This is a genomic window from Mycobacterium sp. AZCC_0083 (genome assembly GCF_014202335.1).
GTDB lineage: Bacteria > Actinomycetota > Actinomycetes > Mycobacteriales > Mycobacteriaceae > Mycobacterium.
The window spans coordinates 48,036-70,743 of the sequence record NZ_JACHGP010000027.1; the positions used below are offsets into that span (position 1 = coordinate 48,036).

General features: G+C 68.4%; 19 protein-coding genes. 5 read left to right on the forward strand and 14 right to left on the reverse strand.

Annotated elements, in window-relative coordinates; genetic code table 11:
- Positions 1–15: 15 nt before the first annotated feature.
- Together HNP02_RS39750 and HNP02_RS39755 are read right to left on the reverse strand one after the other, a co-directional pair.
- Entirely contained in the window at positions 16–2,418 is a 2,403-nt protein-coding gene (locus tag HNP02_RS39750) for a DUF6049 family protein (protein WP_184446160.1), read from the reverse strand.
- Positions 2,419–2,424: 6 nt separating this feature from the next.
- The gene (locus HNP02_RS39755) at positions 2,425–3,225 is read right to left on the reverse strand and encodes an NUDIX hydrolase (protein WP_184446161.1); all 801 of its coding nucleotides are present in this window, start codon (positions 3,223–3,225) and stop codon (positions 2,425–2,427) included.
- Between the two features lie 112 nt (positions 3,226–3,337).
- On the opposite strand from HNP02_RS39755, the gene HNP02_RS39760 reads away from it, so the two are divergent.
- Positions 3,338–4,807, forward strand: a complete 1,470-nt coding sequence (locus tag HNP02_RS39760; RefSeq protein WP_184446162.1) for a CCA tRNA nucleotidyltransferase — start codon at positions 3,338–3,340, stop codon at positions 4,805–4,807.
- An 18-nt stretch (positions 4,808–4,825) separates the two neighbouring features.
- On the forward strand, positions 4,826–5,326 hold the full coding sequence (locus HNP02_RS39765) for a pullulanase (protein WP_184446163.1): 501 nt from the start codon (positions 4,826–4,828) through the stop codon (positions 5,324–5,326).
- On the opposite strand, the gene HNP02_RS39770 is transcribed toward HNP02_RS39765, so the two are convergent.
- Both HNP02_RS39770 and HNP02_RS39775 read right to left on the reverse strand, forming a co-directional pair.
- On the reverse strand, positions 5,327–6,130 hold the full coding sequence (locus tag HNP02_RS39770) for a TIGR03084 family metal-binding protein (protein ID WP_184446164.1): 804 nt from the start codon (positions 6,128–6,130) through the stop codon (positions 5,327–5,329).
- Positions 6,131–6,139: 9 nt separating this feature from the next.
- Positions 6,140–7,435 (reverse strand): MFS transporter, encoded by a 1,296-nt coding sequence (locus HNP02_RS39775; protein ID WP_184446165.1) that lies wholly within the window; start codon positions 7,433–7,435, stop codon positions 6,140–6,142.
- Positions 7,436–7,557: 122 nt separating this feature from the next.
- Between HNP02_RS39775 and HNP02_RS39780 the strand changes: the two genes are divergently transcribed.
- Positions 7,558–8,163 (forward strand): YqgE/AlgH family protein, encoded by a 606-nt coding sequence (locus tag HNP02_RS39780; protein ID WP_184446166.1) that lies wholly within the window; start codon positions 7,558–7,560, stop codon positions 8,161–8,163.
- On the opposite strand, the gene HNP02_RS39785 is transcribed toward HNP02_RS39780, so the two are convergent.
- The 3 genes from HNP02_RS39785 to HNP02_RS39795 are packed head-to-tail and all read right to left on the reverse strand — an operon-like array spanning position 8,150 to position 10,511.
- Entirely contained in the window at positions 8,150–9,139 is a 990-nt protein-coding gene (locus HNP02_RS39785) for a bile acid:sodium symporter family protein (RefSeq protein ID WP_184446167.1), read from the reverse strand. The two genes, HNP02_RS39780 and HNP02_RS39785, sit on opposite strands and share 14 nt — an antisense overlap.
- Before the next feature lie 5 nt (positions 9,140–9,144).
- A complete protein-coding gene (locus HNP02_RS39790) occupies positions 9,145–9,504 on the reverse strand; it encodes a hypothetical protein (protein WP_184446169.1) in 360 nt (119 codons plus the stop codon).
- 50 nt (positions 9,505–9,554) lie between these two features.
- Positions 9,555–10,511, reverse strand: coding sequence for an LpqN/LpqT family lipoprotein (locus HNP02_RS39795; protein ID WP_184446171.1), 957 nt, complete (start codon positions 10,509–10,511; stop codon positions 9,555–9,557).
- 277 nt (positions 10,512–10,788) lie between these two features.
- Between HNP02_RS39795 and leuS the strand changes: the two genes are divergently transcribed.
- Complete coding sequence (leuS, locus tag HNP02_RS39800; protein ID WP_184446215.1) at positions 10,789–13,635, forward strand: leucine--tRNA ligase; 2,847 nt, start codon at positions 10,789–10,791, stop codon at positions 13,633–13,635.
- Positions 13,636–13,639: 4 nt separating this feature from the next.
- On the opposite strand, the gene HNP02_RS39805 is transcribed toward leuS, so the two are convergent.
- Positions 13,640–14,305, reverse strand: coding sequence for an SDR family oxidoreductase (locus HNP02_RS39805; protein ID WP_184446173.1), 666 nt, complete (start codon positions 14,303–14,305; stop codon positions 13,640–13,642).
- Between the two features lie 54 nt (positions 14,306–14,359).
- Between HNP02_RS39805 and HNP02_RS39810 the strand changes: the two genes are divergently transcribed.
- On the forward strand, positions 14,360–15,700 hold the full coding sequence (locus HNP02_RS39810) for a glycogen debranching protein (protein ID WP_184446175.1): 1,341 nt from the start codon (positions 14,360–14,362) through the stop codon (positions 15,698–15,700).
- 49 nt (positions 15,701–15,749) lie between these two features.
- Here the strand turns inward: HNP02_RS39810 and HNP02_RS39815 are convergent, their stop codons facing one another.
- The 6 genes from HNP02_RS39815 to HNP02_RS39840 all read right to left on the reverse strand — a co-directional run bounded on the left by HNP02_RS39815 (position 15,750) and on the right by HNP02_RS39840 (position 22,617).
- Entirely contained in the window at positions 15,750–16,217 is a 468-nt protein-coding gene (locus HNP02_RS39815) for a MarR family winged helix-turn-helix transcriptional regulator (protein ID WP_184446177.1), read from the reverse strand.
- A gap of 122 nt (positions 16,218–16,339) precedes the next feature.
- On the reverse strand, positions 16,340–17,095 hold the full coding sequence (locus HNP02_RS39820; RefSeq protein WP_309241865.1) for an amino acid ABC transporter ATP-binding protein: 756 nt from the start codon (positions 17,093–17,095) through the stop codon (positions 16,340–16,342).
- Positions 17,092–18,855, reverse strand: a complete 1,764-nt coding sequence (locus HNP02_RS39825; protein WP_375373762.1) for an ABC transporter substrate-binding protein/permease — start codon at positions 18,853–18,855, stop codon at positions 17,092–17,094. The genes HNP02_RS39820 and HNP02_RS39825 overlap by 4 nt, the downstream gene beginning before the upstream one ends.
- A gap of 69 nt (positions 18,856–18,924) precedes the next feature.
- Positions 18,925–19,614 carry a GntR family transcriptional regulator gene (locus HNP02_RS39830; RefSeq protein WP_184446180.1) on the reverse strand — a complete coding sequence of 230 codons (690 nt, stop codon included), beginning with the start codon at positions 19,612–19,614 and terminating at the stop codon, positions 18,925–18,927.
- Between the two features lie 56 nt (positions 19,615–19,670).
- Positions 19,671–20,459, reverse strand: a complete 789-nt coding sequence (locus HNP02_RS39835; RefSeq protein ID WP_309241866.1) for an LLM class F420-dependent oxidoreductase — start codon at positions 20,457–20,459, stop codon at positions 19,671–19,673.
- Positions 20,460–20,478: 19 nt separating this feature from the next.
- Entirely contained in the window at positions 20,479–22,617 is a 2,139-nt protein-coding gene (locus HNP02_RS39840; RefSeq protein WP_184446182.1) for a PhoX family phosphatase, read from the reverse strand.
- Positions 22,618–22,708: the final 91 nt, after the last annotated feature.

Genomic DNA, 22,708 nt, shown 5'->3' on the forward strand with positions numbered 1-22,708 from the left:
GTGGCAGGGGAGCGTTCACGAGTCGTCCGGGGCGTGGGCGATCGCGACGTCGAGCGGATCGGGTTCGCCGCGGGACGCATAGCGCCGCCGCGGCCGGTCGAGGTCGGCACGGTCGGGCTGGCCGCGGAAGCGGTGCCACAGACGTCGCCCGGCCAGCAGGACGAGCACGGCACCCGCTGACAGCGTGATGAAGAACAGCACCTTGCCGTACGCGTTGGAGTGCACGGACAGTCGCACGGGCTCGCCGAGCGGCAGCCCGTCGGCGGTGCGCAACGCCACGTCGACCGCCACCCGCTGCGTGAAGTGCACCTCGATCGGCACCCGCAACGGAAGGAATCCGGGCGGCAGCTCGATCTCGCCCATGTCGGTGACCGTCATTCCGGGTGGTGCGTCGACGGCCAGCCGCACCCGGATTGGCACGGGCAGGTCGTTGCGCAGGGCCAACGGCAGCGGGCTGCGTTCGGTGGCAAGGGTGTAGGACCCGCCGGGGTTGACGATGGTGACGGCGCGGAACAGGTCGTCGACGCTTGCGCCGACGGTACGCACGCGTTGGCCGGCCATGCCGTTGCGCGCGTCACGTGGCACCGACTGGCTCAGCGCGCGCAGCAGGTCCTCGCGCAGTGGCGCGGTGTACTGGGTGCCGGTCAGTCCGGTGCGCGGGTCGACGGTGAGCGCGGAGGTCAGACCCCCCAACCTCTCGGATGCCGCGGCCACGTCCTCGGTCACCGAATCGTCGAACCGGGCGCGGGAATTGCCAAGCGTGTCGGCGGGCAGGGGCTGGTCGTCCGTCGGCGGCAGGGCGGCGCTCTCGGCGATCACCGCGGTCAGTGGCCGCGGCACGGACAGCCCCGAGTGGATGGAGGTGGCGAGGGTGGAGAGGATCGCCGCGGCGTCGTCCGGCGTCAGATCCCAGACCAGCGGGGGAACCAGGATCTGGGTGCGTGGTTCGGTGTTGGAGCGCAGCCCGCGCCACAGCATCGACGCAAGGGCGTCCTGGCGTCGCGCGACGGAGGAGTCGTGTCGCAGCGGCACGTCAAGGGATTCATCGTCAAGGGATTGGTACGACGGGGCGACCGGTGAGCGCCCTGCGCCGGCGAGCGCGGCACCGACCATCGGGTCGAACGGCGCGGTGACCACTTGCGGCGTGTAGCGGTGCGGCGCGAGGTCAATGGGCAACGGCTCGCCGTCGGCGGAGTCCTGGACCGTGAACGCGGGGGCCGCGATGGCGACGGTCGGGCCCTGATCCGACAGCAGCCGGACCGCGGGACCGGTGAGCGGGCCGTCGCCGATCAGGGTCGCCCCTGGCACGGACTTGACGCCGAGGATCTGGTCGACGATTGCGCCTGAGTCGTTGGTCGCCACCGCGCCGAGGCCAGGATTGCCGACCCGCTGTAGCGCGCCGAGGTCGGCCTGCGCGTACACCGACGGCGCCACACACATCCGCTGGGCGAGCGCCTTCAGCCGATTGAGCCAGTTCATCGCGGCGTCCTGGCCGGTGCCCGGGTGAGTCGGGGACGTCAGCCCGCCGGCGGGGTCATCGTTGACGACGTAGCCCAACGACATCGCGTTCACGGTGACCAACAAGTCGGGGTCGACCGCGAGGCACGCGGCGCTGCGGACCTGGGCACCGGGGTCGACCGCGGGACTGGTCGCGAAGTCGATCGCGGTGAGCAGCGTGTCGAGCCTGCCGCCGTCGCCCAATGAGGACGCCAGGTCGTCGTCGACGAGGCGCACCGGGGTAGTGCCGCCTGGCACGCCAGCGGCCAGCCGCGGCCGGTCGGCCAGCGGCCACAGCATGGTGATGCGGGTCGGCCGCGACGTATCCGGTGCCACCACGGCGGCCACGGTGTCTGCGGCTCCGGTGGACGGGTCTGGCGGCACACCGAGCACGGGCAACAGGAAGCGCGCGTCGTCGAGGCGGGCAGGCGCACCGTAGTCGGGGGTGCCGTTGACGTTGACCAGTATGGGGTAAACGCCGGGCTCGTCGATGTGCAGCGACGGAAACTCCGCCGAGCGCATCGGATAGGCCAACGTGAACGGGACGTTCTGGCCCTGCTCCATCTCGGGGGCCACCGTCGTGAAGTCGGCAACGGCTTCGTACTGTGCGCCGTCACCGGCCAGGTTGGTGCGCAGGCCTGCTGACGACGTCACTGCCGCCGCGTGCTCGAGCCGCACCATCACGTCGCGCACGGGACGGTCACCGACGTTGGTCACCGTGCCCGTGACCGTCACCATGGGTTCGCTCGTGGTGCTCACGATGTCCGGGGTGACGGAGTCGATGTGCAGCTGGAGGAAGGGCTTGGCTCCCGGCTCGGCTGCGGCGACGCGAGGTAGGAGGGCGGGTGCGACGATCAGCGTCAGCAGTGTGGCGACGGCCAGCAAGCGCGACAGTGCAGTTCCAGCCGAGCTAGCCGACATGGCGCCTCATGGACCCTGGCCGCAGCCGTTCGCCCGCCGGCCAGGTTTTGGGGGTTGCGTGGACTCGTCGGGTCGACGGTTTCGGGTGTGCGAGTGGGTCTGAGAGCGGCGTCGCGGCGAGGAATGGGGAAGCGGCGGTAGCGACGTCGGACCGTCGGTGTGAAGGCGGTCGATCAGCTCTCCTGCGACCTCGGCAAGGCGCCGCTCGTCGGCGTAGGCCAGCTTGGCGGGAAGCTCCTTGACTGGCACCCAGGCCACCTCGCTGACCTCGACGTCCTCGTCGGAGAGCTCACCCTCGAGGAAGCGCAAGAGGTAGTGGTGCACGGTCTTGTGCACGCGTCGGCCCTCCGTGACGAACCAGTAGTCGATGCTGCCGAGCGCGGCGAGCACGCTGCCCTGGATTCCAGTCTCCTCGGCGACCTCGCGAATAGCGGTCTGCTCGGCGGTCTCGCCCATTTCGATGTGGCCCTTCGGCAACGACCACAGCATGCGGCCCCGCCGGTCCACGCGTCCGATCAGTGCTGCCACCTGGTCGTCCTTCGGGCCGTCGATCCCGTCGATCACTAGGCCACCCGCCGAGGTCTCGTGCACCGTGCGGAGCCGGTCAGGTGCTGCACGTCGGCTCGGGCCCGGTTTGTGACCCTCGGCTGAGGGCTTGGCGGAACCGTTGGAGTGGCTGGGTTTGATGGCATCGGCAGAGGGGGTGGGGTTCGTCGGCTGCACGATGGCTTCCGGCGGACCAGCCGAGCGTCGTCCGCGGCGCCTTCCGCGGCGCCGTCGTGGTTTGGCTCGTTCGCCCTCCGACACCCAAGCGATAGTAGCTGCCGTCGAACTTTCGCCCTCGACGCACTCACCATCGTGGTCGGCTTGTCGCCTGGTCGTTATGTCGTCGTGAGCCGCGATGGAATGATCTGCAAACGTGTCGAACGATCCCAACGCCTCCAGCGCCGATGTCGAGCTGTTGGCTGCCGTCAGGGCGCTGCAGCCGCACGCCCTCGTGCTGCGCGAGTTGGGCGAGTTGTTCGCTGAGGCCGGCCACGAGCTGTATCTGGTCGGCGGCAGTGTCCGCGATGCCCTGCTCGACCGGTTGGCCGTTGCCGATCTGGACTTCACCACCGACGCCCGACCGGAACGCGTGCAACGAATCGTGCGCGGCTGGGCCGACGGGTTGTGGGACACCGGCATCGAGTTCGGCACCATCGGCGCCACCAAGGGCACGCAGCGGGTCGAGATCACGACGTTCCGCGCCGACAGCTACGACCAGGTGTCGCGAAACCCTCGAGTGCGCTTTGGCGACACCCTCGAAGGCGACCTGGTGCGCCGCGACTTCACCGCCAATGCCATCGCCGTGCGGATCGACCCGAAGGCACCGGGGGCGCTCGGCGAATTCTGTGATCCCCTAAGCGGTTTGGCGGCGTTGCGGGCAGGCGTACTGGACACGCCTGCGGCGCCGGAGGTGTCGTTCGGCGACGATCCGCTGCGCATGCTGCGTGCCGCGCGGTTCGTGTCGCAGCTCGGCTTCACCGTTGCGCCGCGCGTCCGCGAGGCGATGGAGCGGATGGCGTCCGAACTCGGCCGCATCACCGCCGAGCGGGTGGCCGCCGAGCTGGACAAGCTGATGCTGGGCGCCGACCCGCTGGCGGGTATCGATCTGATGGTGCAGACCGGCCTCGGTGGGGTGGTGCTGCCCGAGATCGGGGCGATGCAGATGGCCATCGACGAACATCACCAGCACAAGGACGTCTATCAGCATTCGCTGACGGTGCTGGCGCAGGCCATCGATTTGGAGACCGATGGCCCCGATCTGGTGTTGCGGTGGGCCGCGTTGCTGCACGACATCGGCAAGCCCGGCACCCGGCGGCACGAGGCGGACGGCGGAGTGAGCTTCCACCACCACGAGGTGGTCGGCGCGAAGATGACGCGCAAGCGGATGCGGGCGCTGAAGTACTCCAAGCAGATGGTCGACGACGTATCCCAGCTGGTCTACCTGCACCTTCGGTTCCACGGCTACGCGGATGCCGATGGGGCCGGCAAGTGGACGGACTCCGCGGTGCGCCGCTACGTCACCGACGCAGGACCGCTGCTGGACAAGCTGCACAAGCTCGTACGCGCCGACTGCACCACCCGCAACAAGCGGAGGGCCGCGCGGCTGCAGGCCAACTACGACAGCCTCGAACAACGCATCGCGGAGCTGGCGGCCCAGGAGGACCTGCAGCGGGTCCGGCCCGACCTCGACGGCAACGAGATAATGAAGCTGCTCGGCATTCCGGCCGGTCCGGAGGTGGGGCAGGCCTGGCGGTATCTCAAGGAACTGCGGCTGGACCGCGGGCCGCTCGATCACGACGAGGCCGTCGCCGAACTTCAGAAGTGGTGGAACGCCAGGGGCTAGAGCCGCGTCCTATTACTCGTGGACTATTGCTTGGGCGCCGGGGATGGCACGGCGGCGATGTGGACGGCCGAGCCGAATCTGGACTTGGACGGTGACGGCGTCTTCGACGCGATCGGCCTGGACTTCGACGGTGACGGCCTCATCGACGATGCGCTGACCGACCTCGACGGCGACGGTGTCGTTGATCACGCCGTCCTCGACCTCGACGACGACGGGCACGCCGAGGCGGCGTTCACCGACGACGGCACGGGGACGTGGAGCGTCGACGCCAAGGGACGAGGCGGCGAGATGCGCTGGTTCGGGCTGGACGGGGCGGAGACGGTCGGCGGGCCGCAAGTGGACTTCGACGGTGACGGTGAAGCCGACGACCGGCTGCTCGACACCGATCGGGACGGCCTTGCCGACCGGGCGCTCGTCGGCGACCAGGCGTACGTCGACGCCGACGGTGACGGCCGGTGGGACGTCCGGCTGGCGGACACCGACGGTGACGGCGCCGCCGATGCGGCCACCCAGCTGTGACTAACGCCCTGGTCCCGGCGGGCCTGCGAACGCCTGCGCGATCGTCAGCCACTGTTCTGCATCGGCGCCGTCGGCGGTGACGTCGAGCTCGGCACGCGGCCTGCGCTGCGTGACCAGCATGCAGAAGTCCTCGGCCGATCCGCTCACCCGCTGCGGGGCGTCGGCGGGTCCCCACGACCACGTCGTCCCGTCCGGCGCAAGAAGCTCGACGAGGAACGGATCGGCGGGTGCCGCCAGCCCATTCACCATGTACGCGTAATCCCTTGTCCTGACCCCGATGTGAGCGATCGAGTGCAACCGGTCCGTGGCGGGACGCGACACCCCGAGGGCATCGGCGACGTCGAGGCCGTGCGCCCAGGTCTCCATCAGCCGGGCCGTCGCCATCGACGCGGCGCTCATCGGCGGGCCGAACCACGGCAGCTTGCGACCATCGGTCACGGCGAGGAGTTCGTCGTGCAGCCGGTTCCTGGTGCTTCGCCACTCGGCCAGCAGCTCGGCGGGCGGCATCGCGGAAAGCTCGTCGGCGCCGTCGTCGACGAACCCCGTCGGATTCTTCCCGGCGTCGGTGAGCAGCTCGCCGAAGCCGACCTCGTCGGTGACGGCGACGACCGCCACCCGGTCGGTCCACAGCAGATGCGCGATCTGGTGGGCGACGGTCCACCCCGGCGCGGGGGTGTCGGTGCGCCAGCGCTCAGCAGGCAGGTCGGCGATCAGCGCGTCGAGTTCGTCGCTCTCCGCACGAAGATCGGCCACCACCGAGTCCCCGTGTCGCCGCCGGGGCCGCTCCGAAGCCGGACTCTTCATTGCTCTCTCCTACTCCTCGTCGCCCTGATCCAGGGTGGACCGCCTGCCGATCGCCGCATGCGTGAACAGGCCGATGACGTACACCGCGGCACCGGACACCACCAGCGCAGGCGCGTGGCCGTCAGCGGGCATGACGGCTGCCGAGGCCGCGATCGCGCCGATGAACGACACCCAGAACAGCGAATCCTGAACCGTGAAGACGTGGCCGCGCAGAGCGTCGTCGACGTCCAACTGCATCGCCGAGTCGGCACACAGCTTGACCACCTGACCGGTGGTGCCGAGAAGGAACCCGCACAGCGTCATCAGCGGCAGCTGCAGTCCTGCCGCGCCGAGTTCGAAGACCGCCGCCAGCCCGAGCGCGGTGTTGGCCGTCGCGAAGCGCCCCCATCGCAGGACCGCGGGCGGGGTGAGGAACGTGGCAACGAACGCCCCGAGGCCCGTCGCAGCGACGAACAGCACGACGGTGCCGAGCCCTGCGACGTCGCGGACGTCGCTGTGCCGCACGAGCACCAGCACCAGCAACGTATTGATGCCGAACACGACGCGATGGGCGGCCAGGCCGGACAGCGTGGCGGCGACCGCGGGCACCGCGAGCACGGTCCGGATGCCGTATCCCCAGCCGGTCGCCACGGCGTAGACCACCGAACCGTGCACGGCCCTTGCGCTGTCGTCGGGGCCAAGCACGTGCGGCTTGAACCGCACCGACAGCCACAACGCGAGTAACACGGGTACGGCCGCGATGAAGATCACCGAGGCGGCGCCTGCGTCACCGGTGCCGAACAGCCAGCGCGGCAGCAGCATGAAGTTGGCGCCGAGGAACGCGGCTGCCGCACCGGTCGCGGTGGCCACCGAGTTCATCGTCACCACCTGCTCGCGGGGCACGACGTGCGGTAGCGCGGCGGACAGGCCCGACGACACGAACCGGGTAAAGCCGTTGACGATCAACGCCCCGCACAGGATCGCCAGTTCGCCGGCGCCCGCGGCAAGCAGGGTGGCAACGCCGATCATCAGCAGCAACCGGACCAGGTTCGCCCCGATGAGCACCGCTCGGCGGTCCCATCGATCGAGCAACGCACCCGCGAACGGGCCGAGAAGCGAATAGGGCAGGAACAGCACGGCGAAGGCGCCTGCGATGGCCCACGGCCCCGCGGCGCGCTCGGGATTGAACAGCAGGGCGCCCGCAAGGCCGGCCTGGAACACGCCGTCGCCGAACTGGCTGACGAGGCGCAGCTCGAGCAGCCGACGAAATTCGGGCAGCGCGCGCACCGACTGCCACAAGGCAATGGGTGCGCGGGATTCGGCCACGTCAGATCCGATCTTGTCGAACGGTGTTTCGCCGAGATCGGCAATCCCACCAACACTACAAATATCCCGCCTTGCCGCGCCTGTTCGCCACGTCGGACGGGTGCTGGTGACATGATGGACCGGTGGCGCATTCAGACGACCCGGAGGATTTCATCGCCCCCTCCGTGCACCGGGTACGTGCGGGAACGCTACTGCTCGCAAACACCGATCTGCTCGAGCCGACGTTCCGGCGCAGCGTCATCTACGTCGTCGAACACAACGACGGTGGCACCCTCGGCGTGGTCCTGAACCGGCCGAGCGAGACCGCCGTCTACAACGTCCTGCCGCAGTGGGCGAAGCTGGCCACCAAGCCCAAGACCATGTTCATCGGCGGACCGGTCAAGCGCGACGCCGCGCTGTGCCTGGCCACGCTTCGGGTCGGAATGGACCCCACCGGCGTGCCGGGCCTGCGGCACGTGCAGGGCCGGATGGTGATGGTGGACCTGGATGCCGAGCCCGACGAGATCGCCCCCATGGTGGAGGGCGTGCGCGTCTATGCCGGCTACTCCGGCTGGACCATTGGGCAACTCGACGGAGAGATCGAGCGGGACGACTGGATCGTGTTGTCCGCCTTGCCATCCGATGTGCTGGTGGAGCCGAAGGTGGACTTGTGGTCGCGGGTGTTGCGGCGGCAGCCGTTGCCGCTGTCCATGCTCGCGACGCATCCGATCGACGTCAGCCGGAACTAAGCTCGCCAACCTCCGCGCGCGACATCCGGCTCGCGATCGCCGCGCACGCCAGCAGCTGAATCTGGTGAAAGATGATCAGCGGCAACATGATCAAGCCCGCGGCGCCTGGCCCGAAGAACACCAGCGCCATCGGCAGCCCCGAGGCCAGACTCTTCTTGGAGCCGCAGAACAGCAGCACCGTCATGTCGGCCCGGTTCAGCCGGGCCAGCCGGGCGGTCCCGACGGTCAGCGCCAGCATGATCGCCAGGAGCACCACGCATACCGCTGCCACGGCGAGGATCCGCCGCACGCTGACTGCGCTCCAGATGTGCTCGGTGACGCTGAGCGAGAACGCCGTGTAGACCACCAGCAGGATCGACCCGCGGTCGAATGTCTTGGTGATCACCGGGTGCCTGTCCAACCAGCCGGACACCAGGGGTCTCAGCAACTGACCGATCACGAACGGCAGCAGGATCTGCAGCACGATGTCAAGCACCGCCGAACCGTCGACGCGTACCCCGCCGGTAGTTTGCATCAGCAGCACGACGAGCAGCGGCGTCAGCACCACGCCGAGGATGTTCGACAGCGAGGCGCTCACGATCGCGGCGGGCACATTGCCGTGCGCGATCGAGGTGAAGGCGATCGACGACTGCACCGTCGACGGCACCAGACATAGGAACAGCACCCCGGTGTACAGGGCGGGCGTGAGGACGCCGGGCACCAGCGCCTTGGCGGCAACGCCGAGCAGCGGGAAGACGACGAACGTGGCGGCCAGCACCAGGAGGTGCAGTCGCCAGTGGCGCAGGCCGTGCCAAGCTTCGGCAGGCGCGAGCCGGGCGCCGTAGAGCGCGAACAGCAGCCCGATGACGATCTTGGTCGCGACCGACAGCGCGTCGCCGAAGTCGCCGCTCGCGGGGAACACCGCGGCCAGCGCGACGACGGCTAGCAAGACGATGACGAAGCTGTCGGCGGTTATCCACCGCGTCCACCGCGGCATGACCGTCAGTTGCAGGACAGCGTGCAGGAGGCGCAGGCGCCGGCGCAGCCGGCAGTGGCCGCATCAGCCTCGCCGGCCTCCTCCTGGCGGGCCACGGCCTTGGCGCTCTGATAGCACCCGGCGGCGACGGTGCCGACGGCCCCGACGACGCAGACCACGACGACCAGCAGACCGGTCTGCGGACGGGCCGACAGTGCGACGCTGCCTCCCGCGGCGAGCATGGCCGCGGCCGCCAACTGCGTGGGGGCGACGGTGCGCAGCACCTGCCGGACCGGATCACCGGATCGCGGCCGGGACAACATCCATAGCCCGAGTCCGGCGGTGACGGCGGCGGCGCACAGGCACAGCACCGCGGCGATCAACATGGCCGACACATTACTGGCCCGCCGCACGCGGGGCGGTCTGGGTTCGGCAGTTAGCGGGGGACCCCGAGCAGTGCGGGCGAGGCGGGCAGGGCAGGAGCAGCGGGCGCCGGTGCAGGTCCGGCGAGCGGCGCACCGGGCACCGGCGGGGCCGCTGCGGTGGGCGAGCTGACCCTGAATCCGTTGACGACGGCGTCGGTGGCTGCGCCTGCGGCTACCGATACCTGCGCGCTGGTGGTCACCGCCAGCGACACCAGGTAGCGGTCGGTTCCCGAGGTCGCGATGACGTTGCGCTTCGAGGTGTTCAGCGTCAGATTGTTCTGCCGGTAGGTGCCCTCGATCATCGACGACGGGAAGCCGGCGAAGTCGGCCATCGACGCGTCGGTGGAACGCCACGCAGGAAGCTGCTGGCTGTCGATCAGACCGTGGCTGATGGCTTCCTTGGGATCGAAGTCGCCAAGCAGTTTGTACACGATGACCTGGGCGTTCGACGTGTACAGCCCGTCGCCGCCGACGCGGTCCGCGATCACCGCGAAGGCGTCGGGGACGTTGGGGTCGGGCACCTGGCTCCAGCCGGTCGGCATCGGGAGCACGATGTTGAGCGCCTTGAAGTCCTTGGCGGATTGCGGTTCGAGGCCGACGTTCTTGCTCTTCAGGAAGTCGGTGATGGTGCCGGAGGCGGCGGGCACGATCGTGGACGGTGCGGCCACGGCCACCGGCGCAGTCGCGACGTTCATGCCTGCGGCAGGCTGGACGCCGGGGGTGGCGGCCTCGGCGGCCGCGGCGGGTTGGCCGAACGCCCCCTGGATGGGCGCGGATGCCGGTGCGACGGGCGGCACGGTGCCCGCCTGGACGGTGATCGTCTGTGTGACGGTGGCGGGCGCGGGCAGCGCCGGTTGCGGGAGCGTTGGCTCGGCCGAGGCGGTGGTGCCTGCCAGGCCGACGACGCAGGCCACACCGGCGGCGAAGCCTCCTACCAGGAGGCCCCAGCGGCGGGCATTCACGAACATGTGACGTGGTCCTTCCGGAAAACGATCTGGCCCAACCAAGGCGGGATGCCCGAGGTCAGGCGCCGACTGTAACCACGGCCGGGGGCCCGCGAACAGGGCTGGAATCGACTCGCAACCATGCGCAGACCGCACTGCAACGGAACCGAGATCAAGCTGTTGCAGGAGCCTCTTGGAGCGACCGCGAACTGGCGTGAGCTGGGCCACATGGCGCGCCGTCAGAGCTGCACACACCGTTGACTACCCTGTTCACGTGACTGATCGGGACGGCGTCTCCGAAATTTCCCGTCGCTTCGCTCGCCTTGACGACGCTTCGGACACCCCGCAGTTCCGCTATACCGCGGACCTGGCCGGGGAGATCGAGCGCGCCTGGCAGGAGACGTGGGCACAGTCGGGCACGTTCAACGTGCCCAATCCGGTCGGGTCCCTGGCTCCCACCGACGGCAGCACGGTGCCTGCGGACAAGATGTTCGTGCAGGACATGTTCCCTTATCCGTCGGGCGAAGGCCTGCACGTCGGGCACCCGCTCGGCTACATCGCCACCGACGTCTACGCCAGGTACTTCCGCATGACCGGGCGCAATGTCTTGCACGCCTTGGGTTTCGACGCGTTTGGTCTGCCCGCCGAGCAGTATGCGGTGCAGACGGGCACGCATCCCCGCGAGCGCACCGAGGCCAACATCGTGAACTTCCGCCGTCAGTTGGGCCGCCTCGGCCTCGCGCATGACGCGCGCCGCAGCTTCGCCACCACAGACGTCGACTTCTACAAGTGGACGCAGTGGATCTTCCTGCAGATCTACAACGCGTGGTTCGACAAGGAGGCCGACAAGGCACGCCCGATCGCCGAACTGATCGCGGAGTTCGAGTCGGGCGCGCGCACACCCGAGGACGGACCTGCATGGTCGGAGCTCACTGCAGGCGAGCGCGCCGACGTGATTGACTCCTACCGGCTGGTCTATCGGGCCGACTCGATGGTGAACTGGTGCCCAGGCCTTGGCACGGTGCTGGCCAACGAGGAAGTGACGTCGGACGGCCGCAGCGATCGCGGCAACTTCCCGGTGTTCCGGAAGCGGTTGCGGCAGTGGATGATGCGCATCACCGCCTACTCGGACCGACTGCTCGACGACCTGGACGTGCTGGACTGGCCGGACAAGGTCAAGTCGATGCAGCGCAACTGGATCGGCCGGTCCACGGGAGCCGAAGTCCAGTTCGCCACGAACGCAGGCGACATCGAGGTCTTCACCACGCGGCCGGACACCCTGTTCGGCGCCACCTACATGGTGTTGGCGCCCGAGCATCCACTGGTCGAAGAGCTCACCGCCGCGGCATGGCCCGACGGCGTCGACCCGCGGTGGACCTACGGTGCGGCGACCCCTGCCGAGGCAGTGGCGTCCTACCGGTCGTCGATCGCGGCGAAGTCCGATCTGGAGCGCCAGGAGAACAAGTCCAAGACCGGCGTGTTCGTTGGCGCCTACGCGATCAATCCGGTGAACGGTCAACGCATTCCGGTGTTCATCGCCGACTACGTACTGATCGGTTACGGCACCGGTGCGATCATGGCGGTGCCCGGCGGCGATCAGCGGGACTGGGACTTCGCCACCGAGTTCGGGCTCCCGATCGTCGAGGTGACCAGCGGCGGCGACGTGTCGCAGGCGGCCTACACCGGTGACGGCGTCCTGGTGAACTCAGGAGATCTCGACGGGCTGAGCATCGCGTCGGCCAAGGAGGCGATCGTCGCGAGGCTGGAGGCCGACGGCCGCGGTCGCGCCCGTGTCGAGTACAAGCTTCGGGACTGGCTGTTCGCCAGGCAGCGCTACTGGGGCGAGCCGTTCCCGATCGTCTACGACGACGAAGGTCGCGCGCATGCGTTGCCGGAGTCGATGCTGGCCGTGGAGCTTCCGGACGTCGCGGACTACTCGCCTGCGCAGTTCGACCCCGACGACGCGGACAGCGAGCCGTCGCCGCCGCTGGGCAAGGCGACCGAGTGGGTGCACGTCGACCTCGACCTCGGCGATGGCCTGAAGTCCTACACCCGCGACACCAACGTGATGCCGCAGTGGGCGGGCAGCTCGTGGTACGAGCTGCGCTACGCCGACCCGCACAACTCGCAAGAGTTCTGCGCCAAGGAGAACGAGGCGTACTGGATGGGTCCGCGGCCCGCCGAGCACGGTGCGCACGATCCCGGTGGCGTCGACTTGTACGTGGGTGGCGTCGAGCACGCGGTGCTGCACCTGCTCTATTCGCGGTTCTGGCACAAGGTGCTCTACGACCTCGGACACGTCAGCTCCCGCGAGCCGTACCGGCGGCTGGTCAACCAGGGCTACATCCAGGCGTTCGCGTACACCGATGCGCGGGGCTCCTACGTGCCCGCCGCGGAAGTCGTTGAGCGCGACGGCAAGTTCTTCTACCAGGACTCCGAGGTATCGCAAGAGTTCGGCAAGATCGGCAAGAGCCTGAAGAACTCGGTGTCGCCCGACGAGATCTGCGAGGAGTACGGCGCCGACACCCTGCGCGTCTACGAGATGTCGATGGGCCCGCTGGAGGCATCGCGACCGTGGGCCACCAAGGACGTCGTCGGCGCTTACCGCTTCCTGCAACGGGTCTGGCGCGCAGTGGTCGACGAAAGCACGGGCACCGAACGGGTGGCCAACCACGAGGCGGTCACCGAGGAGACGCTGCGGCAGCTGCACAAGACCATCGCAGGCGTCGCGGAAGACTATGCGGCACTGCGTAACAACACCGCCGCCGCGAAGCTGATCGAGTACACCAACCACCTGACCAAGGAAGGCGTCAGCGCTCGGGCGGCCGTCGAGCCACTGGTGTTGATGGTCGCGCCGCTGGCGCCCCACCTCGCCGAGGAGCTGTGGCGCCGCCTTGGCCACGACACGTCGCTGGCGCACGGGCCGTTCCCGCAGGCCGATCCGGCCTACCTGGTGGAGGACACCGTCGAGTACCCCGTCCAGGTCAACGGCAAGGTGCGCGGGCGCATCACCGTCGCGGCCGACGCAGACGCCGACGCGCTCGAGGCCGCTGCGATGTCCGATGAGAAGGTCGCCGCCTTCCTTGACGGTGCCACCCCTAAGAAGGTCATCGTGGTGGCAGGCAAGCTCGTCAACATCGTCGCCTGAGCCACTAGCGCGGGCGGATGACGACTTCGTACACGTGCCCATCGTGCGGGGTCGATACCACCTGTGACACCACCGCGGCCACCGTCTCGGGTTGCAGGAAGTGCTCCGGAACGTACTCGCGCCCCTCGTAGGCGACGAGGTCGCGCTGCATGTCGGTGGCGATTCGGCCAGGGTGCACGGAGGTGACGCGCAGGTCGGGCTCGTCGGCGCGCAGCGAGTCGGCGAACCCCCGCAACGCGAACTTGCTCGCGGTGTAGGACGCCAGACCAGGCGAGGCGTTCTGTCCCGCACCGGAGTTGATGAAGATCACATGCCCGCGCGCGCTGCGCAGCGCGGGTAGCAATGCCAGCGTGAGCGCGACGGCTCCGACCACGTTGACCTCGAACGTGGCGCGCCATTCTTCTACGGTCGACTCGGCGACGCGTCCCGGGTAGGACACCCCCGCGTTGTGGATCAGCACGTCGAGCTCGGTAAGCACTTCGGCGCCCGCCTCGATGGAGTCGGGATCGGTGAGGTCCAACGGCCAGGTGGGGGCGCCGAGCCGCTCGGCGAGCGCGTCGAGGCGGTCCGACGGGCGGCCCGCGAGCAGCAGCGTATGGGTCGGCGCCAGTGCGTCGGCGATGGCTGCGCCAAGCCCGCCACCGGCTCCTGTGATCATCGCGGTCGGCACGTCGTCACACTACCGACCTGCATACTTCGCCTCGAGGTCGCATCATTGAAGGCGATGCCCCCCGATCCCAGCTTCGCGCCCACTCAACTGGCGGCCCGTGCCGCCTATCTGCTGCGCGGCAACGACCTCGGCGTGATGACCACCGCCGCGCCCCTGTTGTACCCCCACATGTGGAGCTGGGACGCGGCGTTCGTGTCGATCGGCCTTGCACCCCTGAGCGTGGAACGGGCGGTCGTCGAGCTGGACACGCTGCTGTCCGCGCAGTGGCGCAACGGGATGATCCCGCACATCGTCTTCGCCAACGGGGTCGACGGCTACTTCCCTGGACCTGCCCGCTGGGCGACCTCGGCGCTAGCAGTCAACGCGCCGCGAATCCGGCACACGTCGGGCATCACCCAGCCGCCCGTCCACGCCATCGCGGTCCAGCGCATCCTCGACCACGCCCGTACGCGGGGTCGCTCCACGCGTGCCGTCGCGGAGTCGTTCCTCGACCGTCGCTGGGCCGATCTGGTGCGGTGGCACCGCTGGCTGGCCACCGCACGCGACCCCGAGTCCCGCGGCCGGGTCACGCTGTACCACGGCTGGGAATCCGGCATGGACAACTCGCCGCGGTGGGACAGCTCCTACGCCAACGTGATTCCCGGCAACGTGCCCGAGTACCAACGCGAGGACAACGCGATCGTCACCGACGCCAGCCAGCGTCCATCCGACGTCGAATATGACAGGTACCTGTGGCTGCTCGAGGAGATGAAGTCGGTCCGCTACGACGACGAGCTGTTGCCGAAGGTGATGAGCTTCGCCGTCGAGGACGTGTTCGTCTCGGCCATCCTGTCGGTGGCCTGCACGGTGCTTGCCGAGATCGGCGAGGACTACAAGCGGCCCAACGCCGACGTCCGCGACCTCTACTCCTGGGCCGAACGCTTCCGCACGGGAGTCGTCGACTCCTCCGACCAGAGAACCGGCGCTGCAAGGGATTACGACGTCAGAGCAGAACGATGGATACCGACGGAAACGGTCGCGCAATTCGCCCCGCTGCTGTGCGGCGGCCTGCCGCACGACAAGGAACGGGCCCTGCTGAAGCTGCTCGACGGTCCGCGGTTCTGCGGGCATCCGGATCTGAAGTACACGCTGATCCCGACGACCTCACCGGTGTCGCGGGACTTCCGTGCCCGCGAGTACTGGCGCGGGCCGATCTGGCCGGTGACGACGTGGCTGTTCTCGTGGTGCTTCGCCCGACGCGGGTGGTCGGAGCGGTCGCTGATGCTGCGGCGCGAGGGGCTGCGCCAAGCCAGCGACGGCACATTCGCCGAGTACTACGAACCGTTCACGGGTGAACCGCTTGGCAGCATGCAGCAGTCGTGGACCGCGGCCGCAGTGCTGGATTGGCTTGGCTAAACCCCGAGTCGCTGCGCTCCTGCCCGCCGGATGCTAAACCCGGCTGGAACTAGTCGTCGCTCGCCTGTTCGGCCAGCCGCGCCAGCGGCAAGAGCGCATTCGTCAGCGCCGTGCGCTCGTCGTCGCTGAGCTTGCTGAGCATGCGGGCCAGCTTCGCCCGGCGCGTGGCGATGGCCTCGCGGTGCTGAACCAGTCCGCGGGGGGTGACGTCGACCAGAACCGCGCGCAGGTCGGATGGATCCCTGGAGCGCTTGACCAGTCCGAGCTTCTCCAGCCGGCGGATGGCGACGGTGGTGGTGGGGGTACGCACGCGTTCGTGTGCGGCGAGTTCGGTCATCCGGATCGGCCCCTTGTCGAGCAGGGTCAACAGGATGGACAGCTGGGCCAACGTCAGGTCGGCCGTGCCTTCGGCAGTCGCCCGGCTGGTGTCACCGCGGCGCAGCACAGAGAACACCTTGGAGAGCACCTGCTGCAGCTCTCCGGCCAGCTCGGTGACCTGCGGTTCGGTTTCTACCATAATTCGCTAGTCTAACCGTTCTTGCCTGCCAGATCGCCGACATGTGGCGATTTCGTTTGAACTGGGCGTGATCCGCACGTGACCGGGCACGCCAGGAGGTTGCTCGTCTTACGCGGGGACGTCTAAAGCACCTGGGAAAGGAACTGTCGGAGCCGGTCGGTCTCGGCGCCTTCGAAGATCTGTTCGGGCGGTCCCGATTCGACGACAACGCCGTGGTCCATGAACACCACCGAGTCGGCGGCCGACTGCGCGAAGCCCATCTCGTGCGTGACGACCACCATCGTCATCCCGTCCGACCCGAGGTCGGCCATCAATGCCAGGATGCCCTTCACCAGTTCGGGATCCAGTGCCGAAGTCGCCTCGTCGAAGAACATCACCTGGGGGGCCATCGCGAGGGCGCGCGCGATCGCGACGCGCTGTTGCTGTCCACCCGACAGCGTGGCAGGACGTGCATCGGCCTTGTGCCGCAGCCCGACTCGCTCCAATTGCGCCAAGCCGAGATCGCGAGCGGCGTCGGGTCCGAGGCGTTTGAGCCTGCGCGGGGCCAGCGTGACGTTGTCGAGAACCGTGCGGTGCGGGAACAGGTTGAACTGCTGAAACACCATGCCGATGCGTTGGCGCAACTGGTCGGGGTCGTCCTTGAGCACCGAGCGACCGTCGAGCAGGATGTCGCCCTTGTCGGGTTCGTAGAGCCGGTTGAGCGTGCGCAACAACGTCGACTTGCCCGAGCCGGAGGGGCCGATCACCGCGGTGGTGGTCCCGGCGGGCACCTCGACGTCCACGCCACGCAGCACCGCATTGGTTCCAAAGGACAGGTGAATACCGTTGGCCGCCAGCGAGACCGGCTCGAACGCGGTAGTGGGGGTCGCGGTGCTCACACCATCTCCTGGATCGACGAGGGACTGGCCGGGCTCGCGGGATCATCGGTGTCCGTCGCTGGCCGGCCGCTGCGCAGGCGGTTGTCGATGAAGTTGACCAGGTGGGTCAGCGGGACCGTCAGCAAGAGGTAGAACAGCCCGGCGGCGACCAGCGGGGACAGATTACCGGTCTGCGCGTTGAGGTCTCGGCCGACTTGGAACAGCTCACGCTGGCTGGCGATCAGACCCAGGAAGTACACCAGCGAGGATGCCTTCAGCAGCGAGATGAACTGATTCACCAATGCGGGCAGCACCCGTCGCACGCCCTGCGGCACGACCACCAACTGCATCGACGCCGAGTAGCTGAAGCCCAACGCGCGCGATGCCTCCATCTGCCCGGCCTCCACGCTTTGAATGCCGGACCGGAAGATCTCGCCGATGTATGCGCCCGCCATCAGCCCAAGCGCGGCGATGCCGAGCGGGTAGGGATTGTTGCCGGTCAGCGACCCGACGACCGGTCCGATGCCAAGGCCGATCAGCAGGATGATGACCACTTCGGGCAGGCCGCGGAAGATGTCGGTGTACACCCGCGCCGGCCAGCGCAGCCACCGCGACCGGGAGATGCCCGCGATGGCCAGGCCCATGCCGAGGATCAGCCCGATGACGCTGGCACTAACGGTCAGGATCAGCGTGTTGGGGAGCCCGGTCACCAGCAGGTCGGGGATGGCCTGCTTGTAGAGGTCCCAATCCAAGAACGAGTCCTTGAGTTGGGACAGAGTGGATTTCGGCGCGGACGTGTTGGCATCGGCTGGGGCGCGGCTGGCGGCGATCGCGGCGAAGTCGGGAAGTTGCGGCGGCGGCGCGGCCTTCGAGCCGGGCTTCCACCCCGGCGGCAGCGCGCGGGGCACCCAGTCGGAGTACAGCTTCGACCAGGTGCCGTCGGCGATCACCGCGTCGAGCCCGGAGTTGAGCGCGTCGATGAGCGGCTTGTTCTCCTTGGCCACTGCGTATGCGACGAAATTGTCCAAGCTGAAGGTGTTTTCGACGATCTGGACCGGGTCGCCGGGCTGAACGGTGCCCTGCGCCTGCTGCGACGGCGCCACCCACGCGTCGATCTGGCGGCTCTTCAGGCTGGCGTACACGGTGTTGTAGTCGGGGAACTTCACCGGGTCCAGGCCAAGCGTGTCGATGAGGTAGGCCTCCTGCACGGTGCCCTGCACGACCCCGATGCGCTGGCCCCTGGCGAGCTTGTCGAAGCCGGAGATGGGCGAGCCGGTCGGCACTACGAGGGAGAAGTAGCCGAAGTCGTAGCCGTTGGTGAACCCGACGGTCTTGCGTCGCGCATCGGTGGTGGTGATCGACGACGAACCGACGTCGAATCGGCCCGACGCCGTCTGGGCCAGCAGCCCCGAGAACTCGGTGCCGACGAAGTTGACCTGAAGCCCGAGCTTGGCGGCGATGGCCCGGAGCAGCTCGTTGTCGAAACCGGTGAACTGGCCTTGGGAATTGATGCAGATGCTGGGCGGCGCGTCGGACAGCGTGCCGACGGTGAGCACGTCGGGTGTGCCCAACCGCAGTGCGGCAGCGTCGATGCCGCCGAGGGGCAGGACGGTCGGGGTCGTGTACTTGTCTTCGCCTGGCCCCTTGGCTGCGGCGGCCAAGTTGGTGGGTAGCGCGCTGGCGCTTTGCACGCCGGGCGGCGCGCACTGGTCGACGTCGGCATTCGCGGGCGCGGCGAATCCCATGCCGAACACCGCGAGGGCGACGACAACGACGACCATCGTCTTGCGTAACCGAAACATCCTGGCAACCTAGCGTCCGGTGCGGCGCTATCGGCGGCTTGTGCTCATTCAGAACGCAACCGTGGTCTCGTGCGGGACCGAGACTGGCGGCGCTAGGACGCGCCGCCGGATCAGTTCGGCCAGCATGATCCGGCCCATCAATTCGGCCCGGTCGACGCAAGCGGCACGCGCCGCGCCGGGATCCCCTTCTGCGATTGCCGCGGTCTCGGCCACGAAGTACGCCAGCAGTTCGACGTGGCTGCCGAAGTACACCGGCCAGAAGGACGGCGGCATGAGCGTCAGAGAGGCCCGAATCGCGGCCCGCAGTCGCGGCCCGGCGTACTCGTCGTTGACCGTCTTTCGGTAGCGCCACGCGGCGTCGCTGAACGCGCGCGACCCCGTGCCCGCGCGCATCGCGTCCACCAGCGTTCGAAGGGCGTCGAGCACCTTCGGGTCGCGCACGGTCGCGGCGCGCGCCGATGCGATGCCGTTCAGCATCCCGTAGAGCTCGTGATGTTCGCGGACCACGCCTTCGTCGAAGCGCTCGACGTAGGCACCGCGGTGGTACCGCGTCGAGAGCACCCCGTCGTGTTCGAGCTGAACCACCGCCTCCTGGATGGGCACCCGGCTCAGGCCAAGGTGCGCGGCGATCTCGTTGCGGTCCAACCGATCTCCGGAGCGCAGCTTTCCCGTCAGGACCAGGTTCACCACGTGGGAGACGACCAGGTCCTTCTCTTTGACGCCGTACTTCTTGGGCATGGCGCGGTCAGTTTCTCACGTGGACGGACCAATCGGAGGTGTTCGGCGGGTTCGGGTCACGCGCGGGCGTCGCGCCACCGGCACAACGCTTCGACACCGGTCAGATCGTAGTCGGGGCCGTTGACGCCGACGGTCAGCAGGCTGACGCCGAGGCCGGTCATCACCTCGGCCTGCGCGAGCAGCGCGTCGATGCCGTCGCCCTCCACGCCCGCAGAGTGCGCGATCGTGGCGGGGTCGCGGCCCACCGCCGCGCAATGCTGGGCCAGCACCTCCGCCTTGTGCGGGTAGGTCTCTTGGTCGACGAAGTAGTGCCACACGTCGCCGTGCTCGGCGACCTGGCGCAGCGTCTTCTTCTCGCCACCACCGCCCAACAGGATCGGGATGTCGCGGATCGGCGCGGGATTCAGCTTGGCCAACCGTGACTTGATCCGCGGCAGCGCCTCGGCGAGGTCGTCGAGCCTGCTGCCCGCAGTGCCGAAGTCGTAGCCGTACTCCTCGTAGTCCTTGTCCTTCCATCCCGAGCCGATGCCAAGGATCAGCCGGCCGTCGGAGATGTTGTCGACGGTGCGCGCCATGTCGGCGAGCAGTTCGGGGTTGCGGTACGAGTTGCAGGTCACCAGCGCGCCGAACTGGATGCGCGACGTCTGTTCGGCCCAGGCGCCGAGCATGGTCCAACACTCGTAGTGTGCGCCGTCGGGATCGCCGTACAGCGGAAAGAAGTGATCCCAGTTGAAGGCGACGTCGACGCCCATGTCCTCGCAGCGGCGGACCGCGTCGCGAATGTGGCCGTAGTTGGGTGAGTGCTGGGGCTGCAGCTGTACGCCGATGCGCGTGGGGAAGGTCACGCTCTTAACGTACGTGCGCTCACACGCCGATATTCCCGCCGTCCCGCCACACCGCGACGACTGACGGCCGCGCGGTGCCGTTGCCACCCTCGGGCCAGCGCGACAACGGGTCGTCGATGCTGTTGTCATCGTGCTCGCCAGGGTGCTGAACGCTGACGGTGACCAGGTCGTCGGTGACGACCGGCCCGCACGTCTCTGCGCCGAGCGGGACGGTGAGGAATTGCTTGGTCTCGCCGCGGTTGGGCCCTTCGAGCGCCACCGCGAACAGGCCGTCGTTGGAGTCCAGCGCGTTGCCGTCGGTGGAGATCCACAGGTTGCCGTGGCTGTCGAAGGCGAGGTTGTCCGGGCAAGAGATCGGGCTGACCTTGGTCTTGTCGAAACCGGCGAAGTAGGTGTCGGCCGCGGCCGGGTCGCCGCAGACCAGCAGCAGGTCCCAGGTGAACGACGTGCCTGCGTGGTCGTCGGTGATCTCGAGGATCTGCCCGCTCTTGTTGTCGTTGCGCGGGTTGGCCGCGTCGACGGCCGCCTCGTCCGGCGCGCCCCGGTCGTCGTTGTTGGTCAGCGCCACGTAGATCTTGCCGGTCGTCGGGTTGGCCTCGAAGTCCTCGGGCCGGTCCATCTTGGTGGCGCCCGCCTTGTCGGCGGCGAAGCGGGTGAATACCGCCGCCTCCTGTGCGGTCACGCCCTGCACCAGCGATTCGGCCTGTCCGCCAGGGCCCGACCGCAGCAGCGGAATCCACGTGCCCGAGCCGCTGAAGGAGCCGGTGGACGGGAGCTTGCCCGAGCCGTCGATGTCGCCAGGCGGAATGTCGCTGGACAGCTTGGCGACGTACAGCGTGCCCTCGTCGAGGATGGACATGTTGTTGGCCATCGCCGCCGGGCTGTATCCACTCCCCGTCGCTCCGCTCGCCCCGGAGCCGGGCTGAATCTTCTTGCTGGAGACGAACTTGTACATGTAGTCGAACTTCTGGTCGTCGCCCGTGTAGGCCACCACCGTGCCGTCGGACGCGACGTAGACGTTGGCGCCCTCGTGCTTGAGCCGCCCCATCGCGGAGTGCTTGACCGGTGTCGAGTTGGGGTCCCACGGATTGATCTCGACGACGTAGCCGAACCGGTTGATCTCGTTGGGCGTCTTGGCGAGGTCGAAGCGGGGCTCGAAGGTCTCCCACTTGAGCTCGCTCGGCTTGGCCGCGATGCCGTAGCGCTTGTATTGGTCGGCGACCACGGGGCCGGGTGCCGCAGAGCCCTCGGGTGAGCCGAAGTAGGTGTTGAAGTTCTCCTCACCCGAAAGAACTGTGCCCCAGGGTGTTACACCGCCGGAACAGTTGGCGAAGGTGCCTGCTACGGTTCGACCGGTCGGGTCGGCGGCGGTCTTGACGAAGTCGGATCCTGCGGCGGGGCCGATCAGCGTGAACGGCGTGTCGGCGGTGAAGCGCCGGTTGTAGCGGCCCATGACCGGCTTCAAACCGCCCTGTGGCGCGCGTTCGACCTCGACGACACCCATGCCGACCGCCGCGACCTCGATGTCGAACTGCTCGCGCGTCGGGGTGTCGGCGTCGTACCCGGGGAACATGAACACCGGGTCGACGTACTCGTGGTTGGTCACCAGCAGGAAGTGGTTCGGTTGCCCGTCAATCGGGAGCAGGGCGGCGAAGTCGTTGTTGAAGCCGAACTGCTGCCGCTGGGCGGCGGCCGTCTGGGCCTTCACGTCGAAGGCGGGCGCGCCGGGCAAAATCGGGTCGCCCCAACTGATTACGACACCCTGCTGGTAGCCGTCGGGGATCACGACGGCGTCCTCGATGTTCGGCGCTACGGCGGTGAACTTCATTCCTGGCGAGGGCTCGGCCGGCGGTGGCGGCGAAGTCGGCGTCGCAGCCGGTTGTTCGTCGGTCCCGCAGGCGGCCAGCGCAGAACCGGCCCCGACGGCCAGCACGGTGACGCCGGCGGCCTGCAGCATCGACCGCCGCGACACCCGCGCTGGATCATCCTCGGGTCGCTTCGCTCCTGCCCGCCGGACGATGTCGCCGAAGTATTCGTTGTCGCTGGTGTTGGGGACCGGTTTGGAGCAGGCGTCGCCGCACTTGTAGCGGCAGGTCACATGCTGTCGCGAGGACTTTCCGTTGTGGTTGACGAATAGGTTCAGCGGCACGAGCACCATGGCGTGGGGGTTCCTTCCGACAGTCACCGGCCGAGCTGGGGCCGATCGTCGGAAACTTACGGGTTCCTGTTGAGCAGCTGTGAAGCGGAAG

What these genes read in the sequence shown, in the direction of transcription:
- HNP02_RS39785 (WP_184446167.1), bottom strand. Translation starts at nt 9,139, where the DNA reads ATGCCGCGGTGGACGCGGTGGATAACCGCCGACAGCTTCGTCATCGTC.
- HNP02_RS39790 (WP_184446169.1), bottom strand. Translation starts at nt 9,504, where the DNA reads ATGTTGATCGCCGCGGTGCTGTGCCTGTGCGCCGCCGCCGTCACCGCC.
- HNP02_RS39830 (WP_184446180.1), bottom strand. Translation starts at nt 19,614, where the DNA reads ATGCCCAAGAAGTACGGCGTCAAAGAGAAGGACCTGGTCGTCTCCCAC.
- HNP02_RS39795 (WP_184446171.1), bottom strand. Translation starts at nt 10,511, where the DNA reads ATGTTCGTGAATGCCCGCCGCTGGGGCCTCCTGGTAGGAGGCTTCGCC.
- HNP02_RS39810 (WP_184446175.1), top strand. Translation starts at nt 14,360, where the DNA reads ATGCCCCCCGATCCCAGCTTCGCGCCCACTCAACTGGCGGCCCGTGCC.
- HNP02_RS39840 (WP_184446182.1), bottom strand. Translation starts at nt 22,617, where the DNA reads ATGGTGCTCGTGCCGCTGAACCTATTCGTCAACCACAACGGAAAGTCC.
- HNP02_RS39815 (WP_184446177.1), bottom strand. Translation starts at nt 16,217, where the DNA reads ATGGTAGAAACCGAACCGCAGGTCACCGAGCTGGCCGGAGAGCTGCAG.
- HNP02_RS39825 (WP_375373762.1), bottom strand. Translation starts at nt 18,855, where the DNA reads ATGGTCGTCGTTGTCGTCGCCCTCGCGGTGTTCGGCATGGGATTCGCC.
- HNP02_RS39750 (WP_184446160.1), bottom strand. Translation starts at nt 2,418, where the DNA reads ATGTCGGCTAGCTCGGCTGGAACTGCACTGTCGCGCTTGCTGGCCGTC.
- HNP02_RS39770 (WP_184446164.1), bottom strand. Translation starts at nt 6,130, where the DNA reads ATGAAGAGTCCGGCTTCGGAGCGGCCCCGGCGGCGACACGGGGACTCG.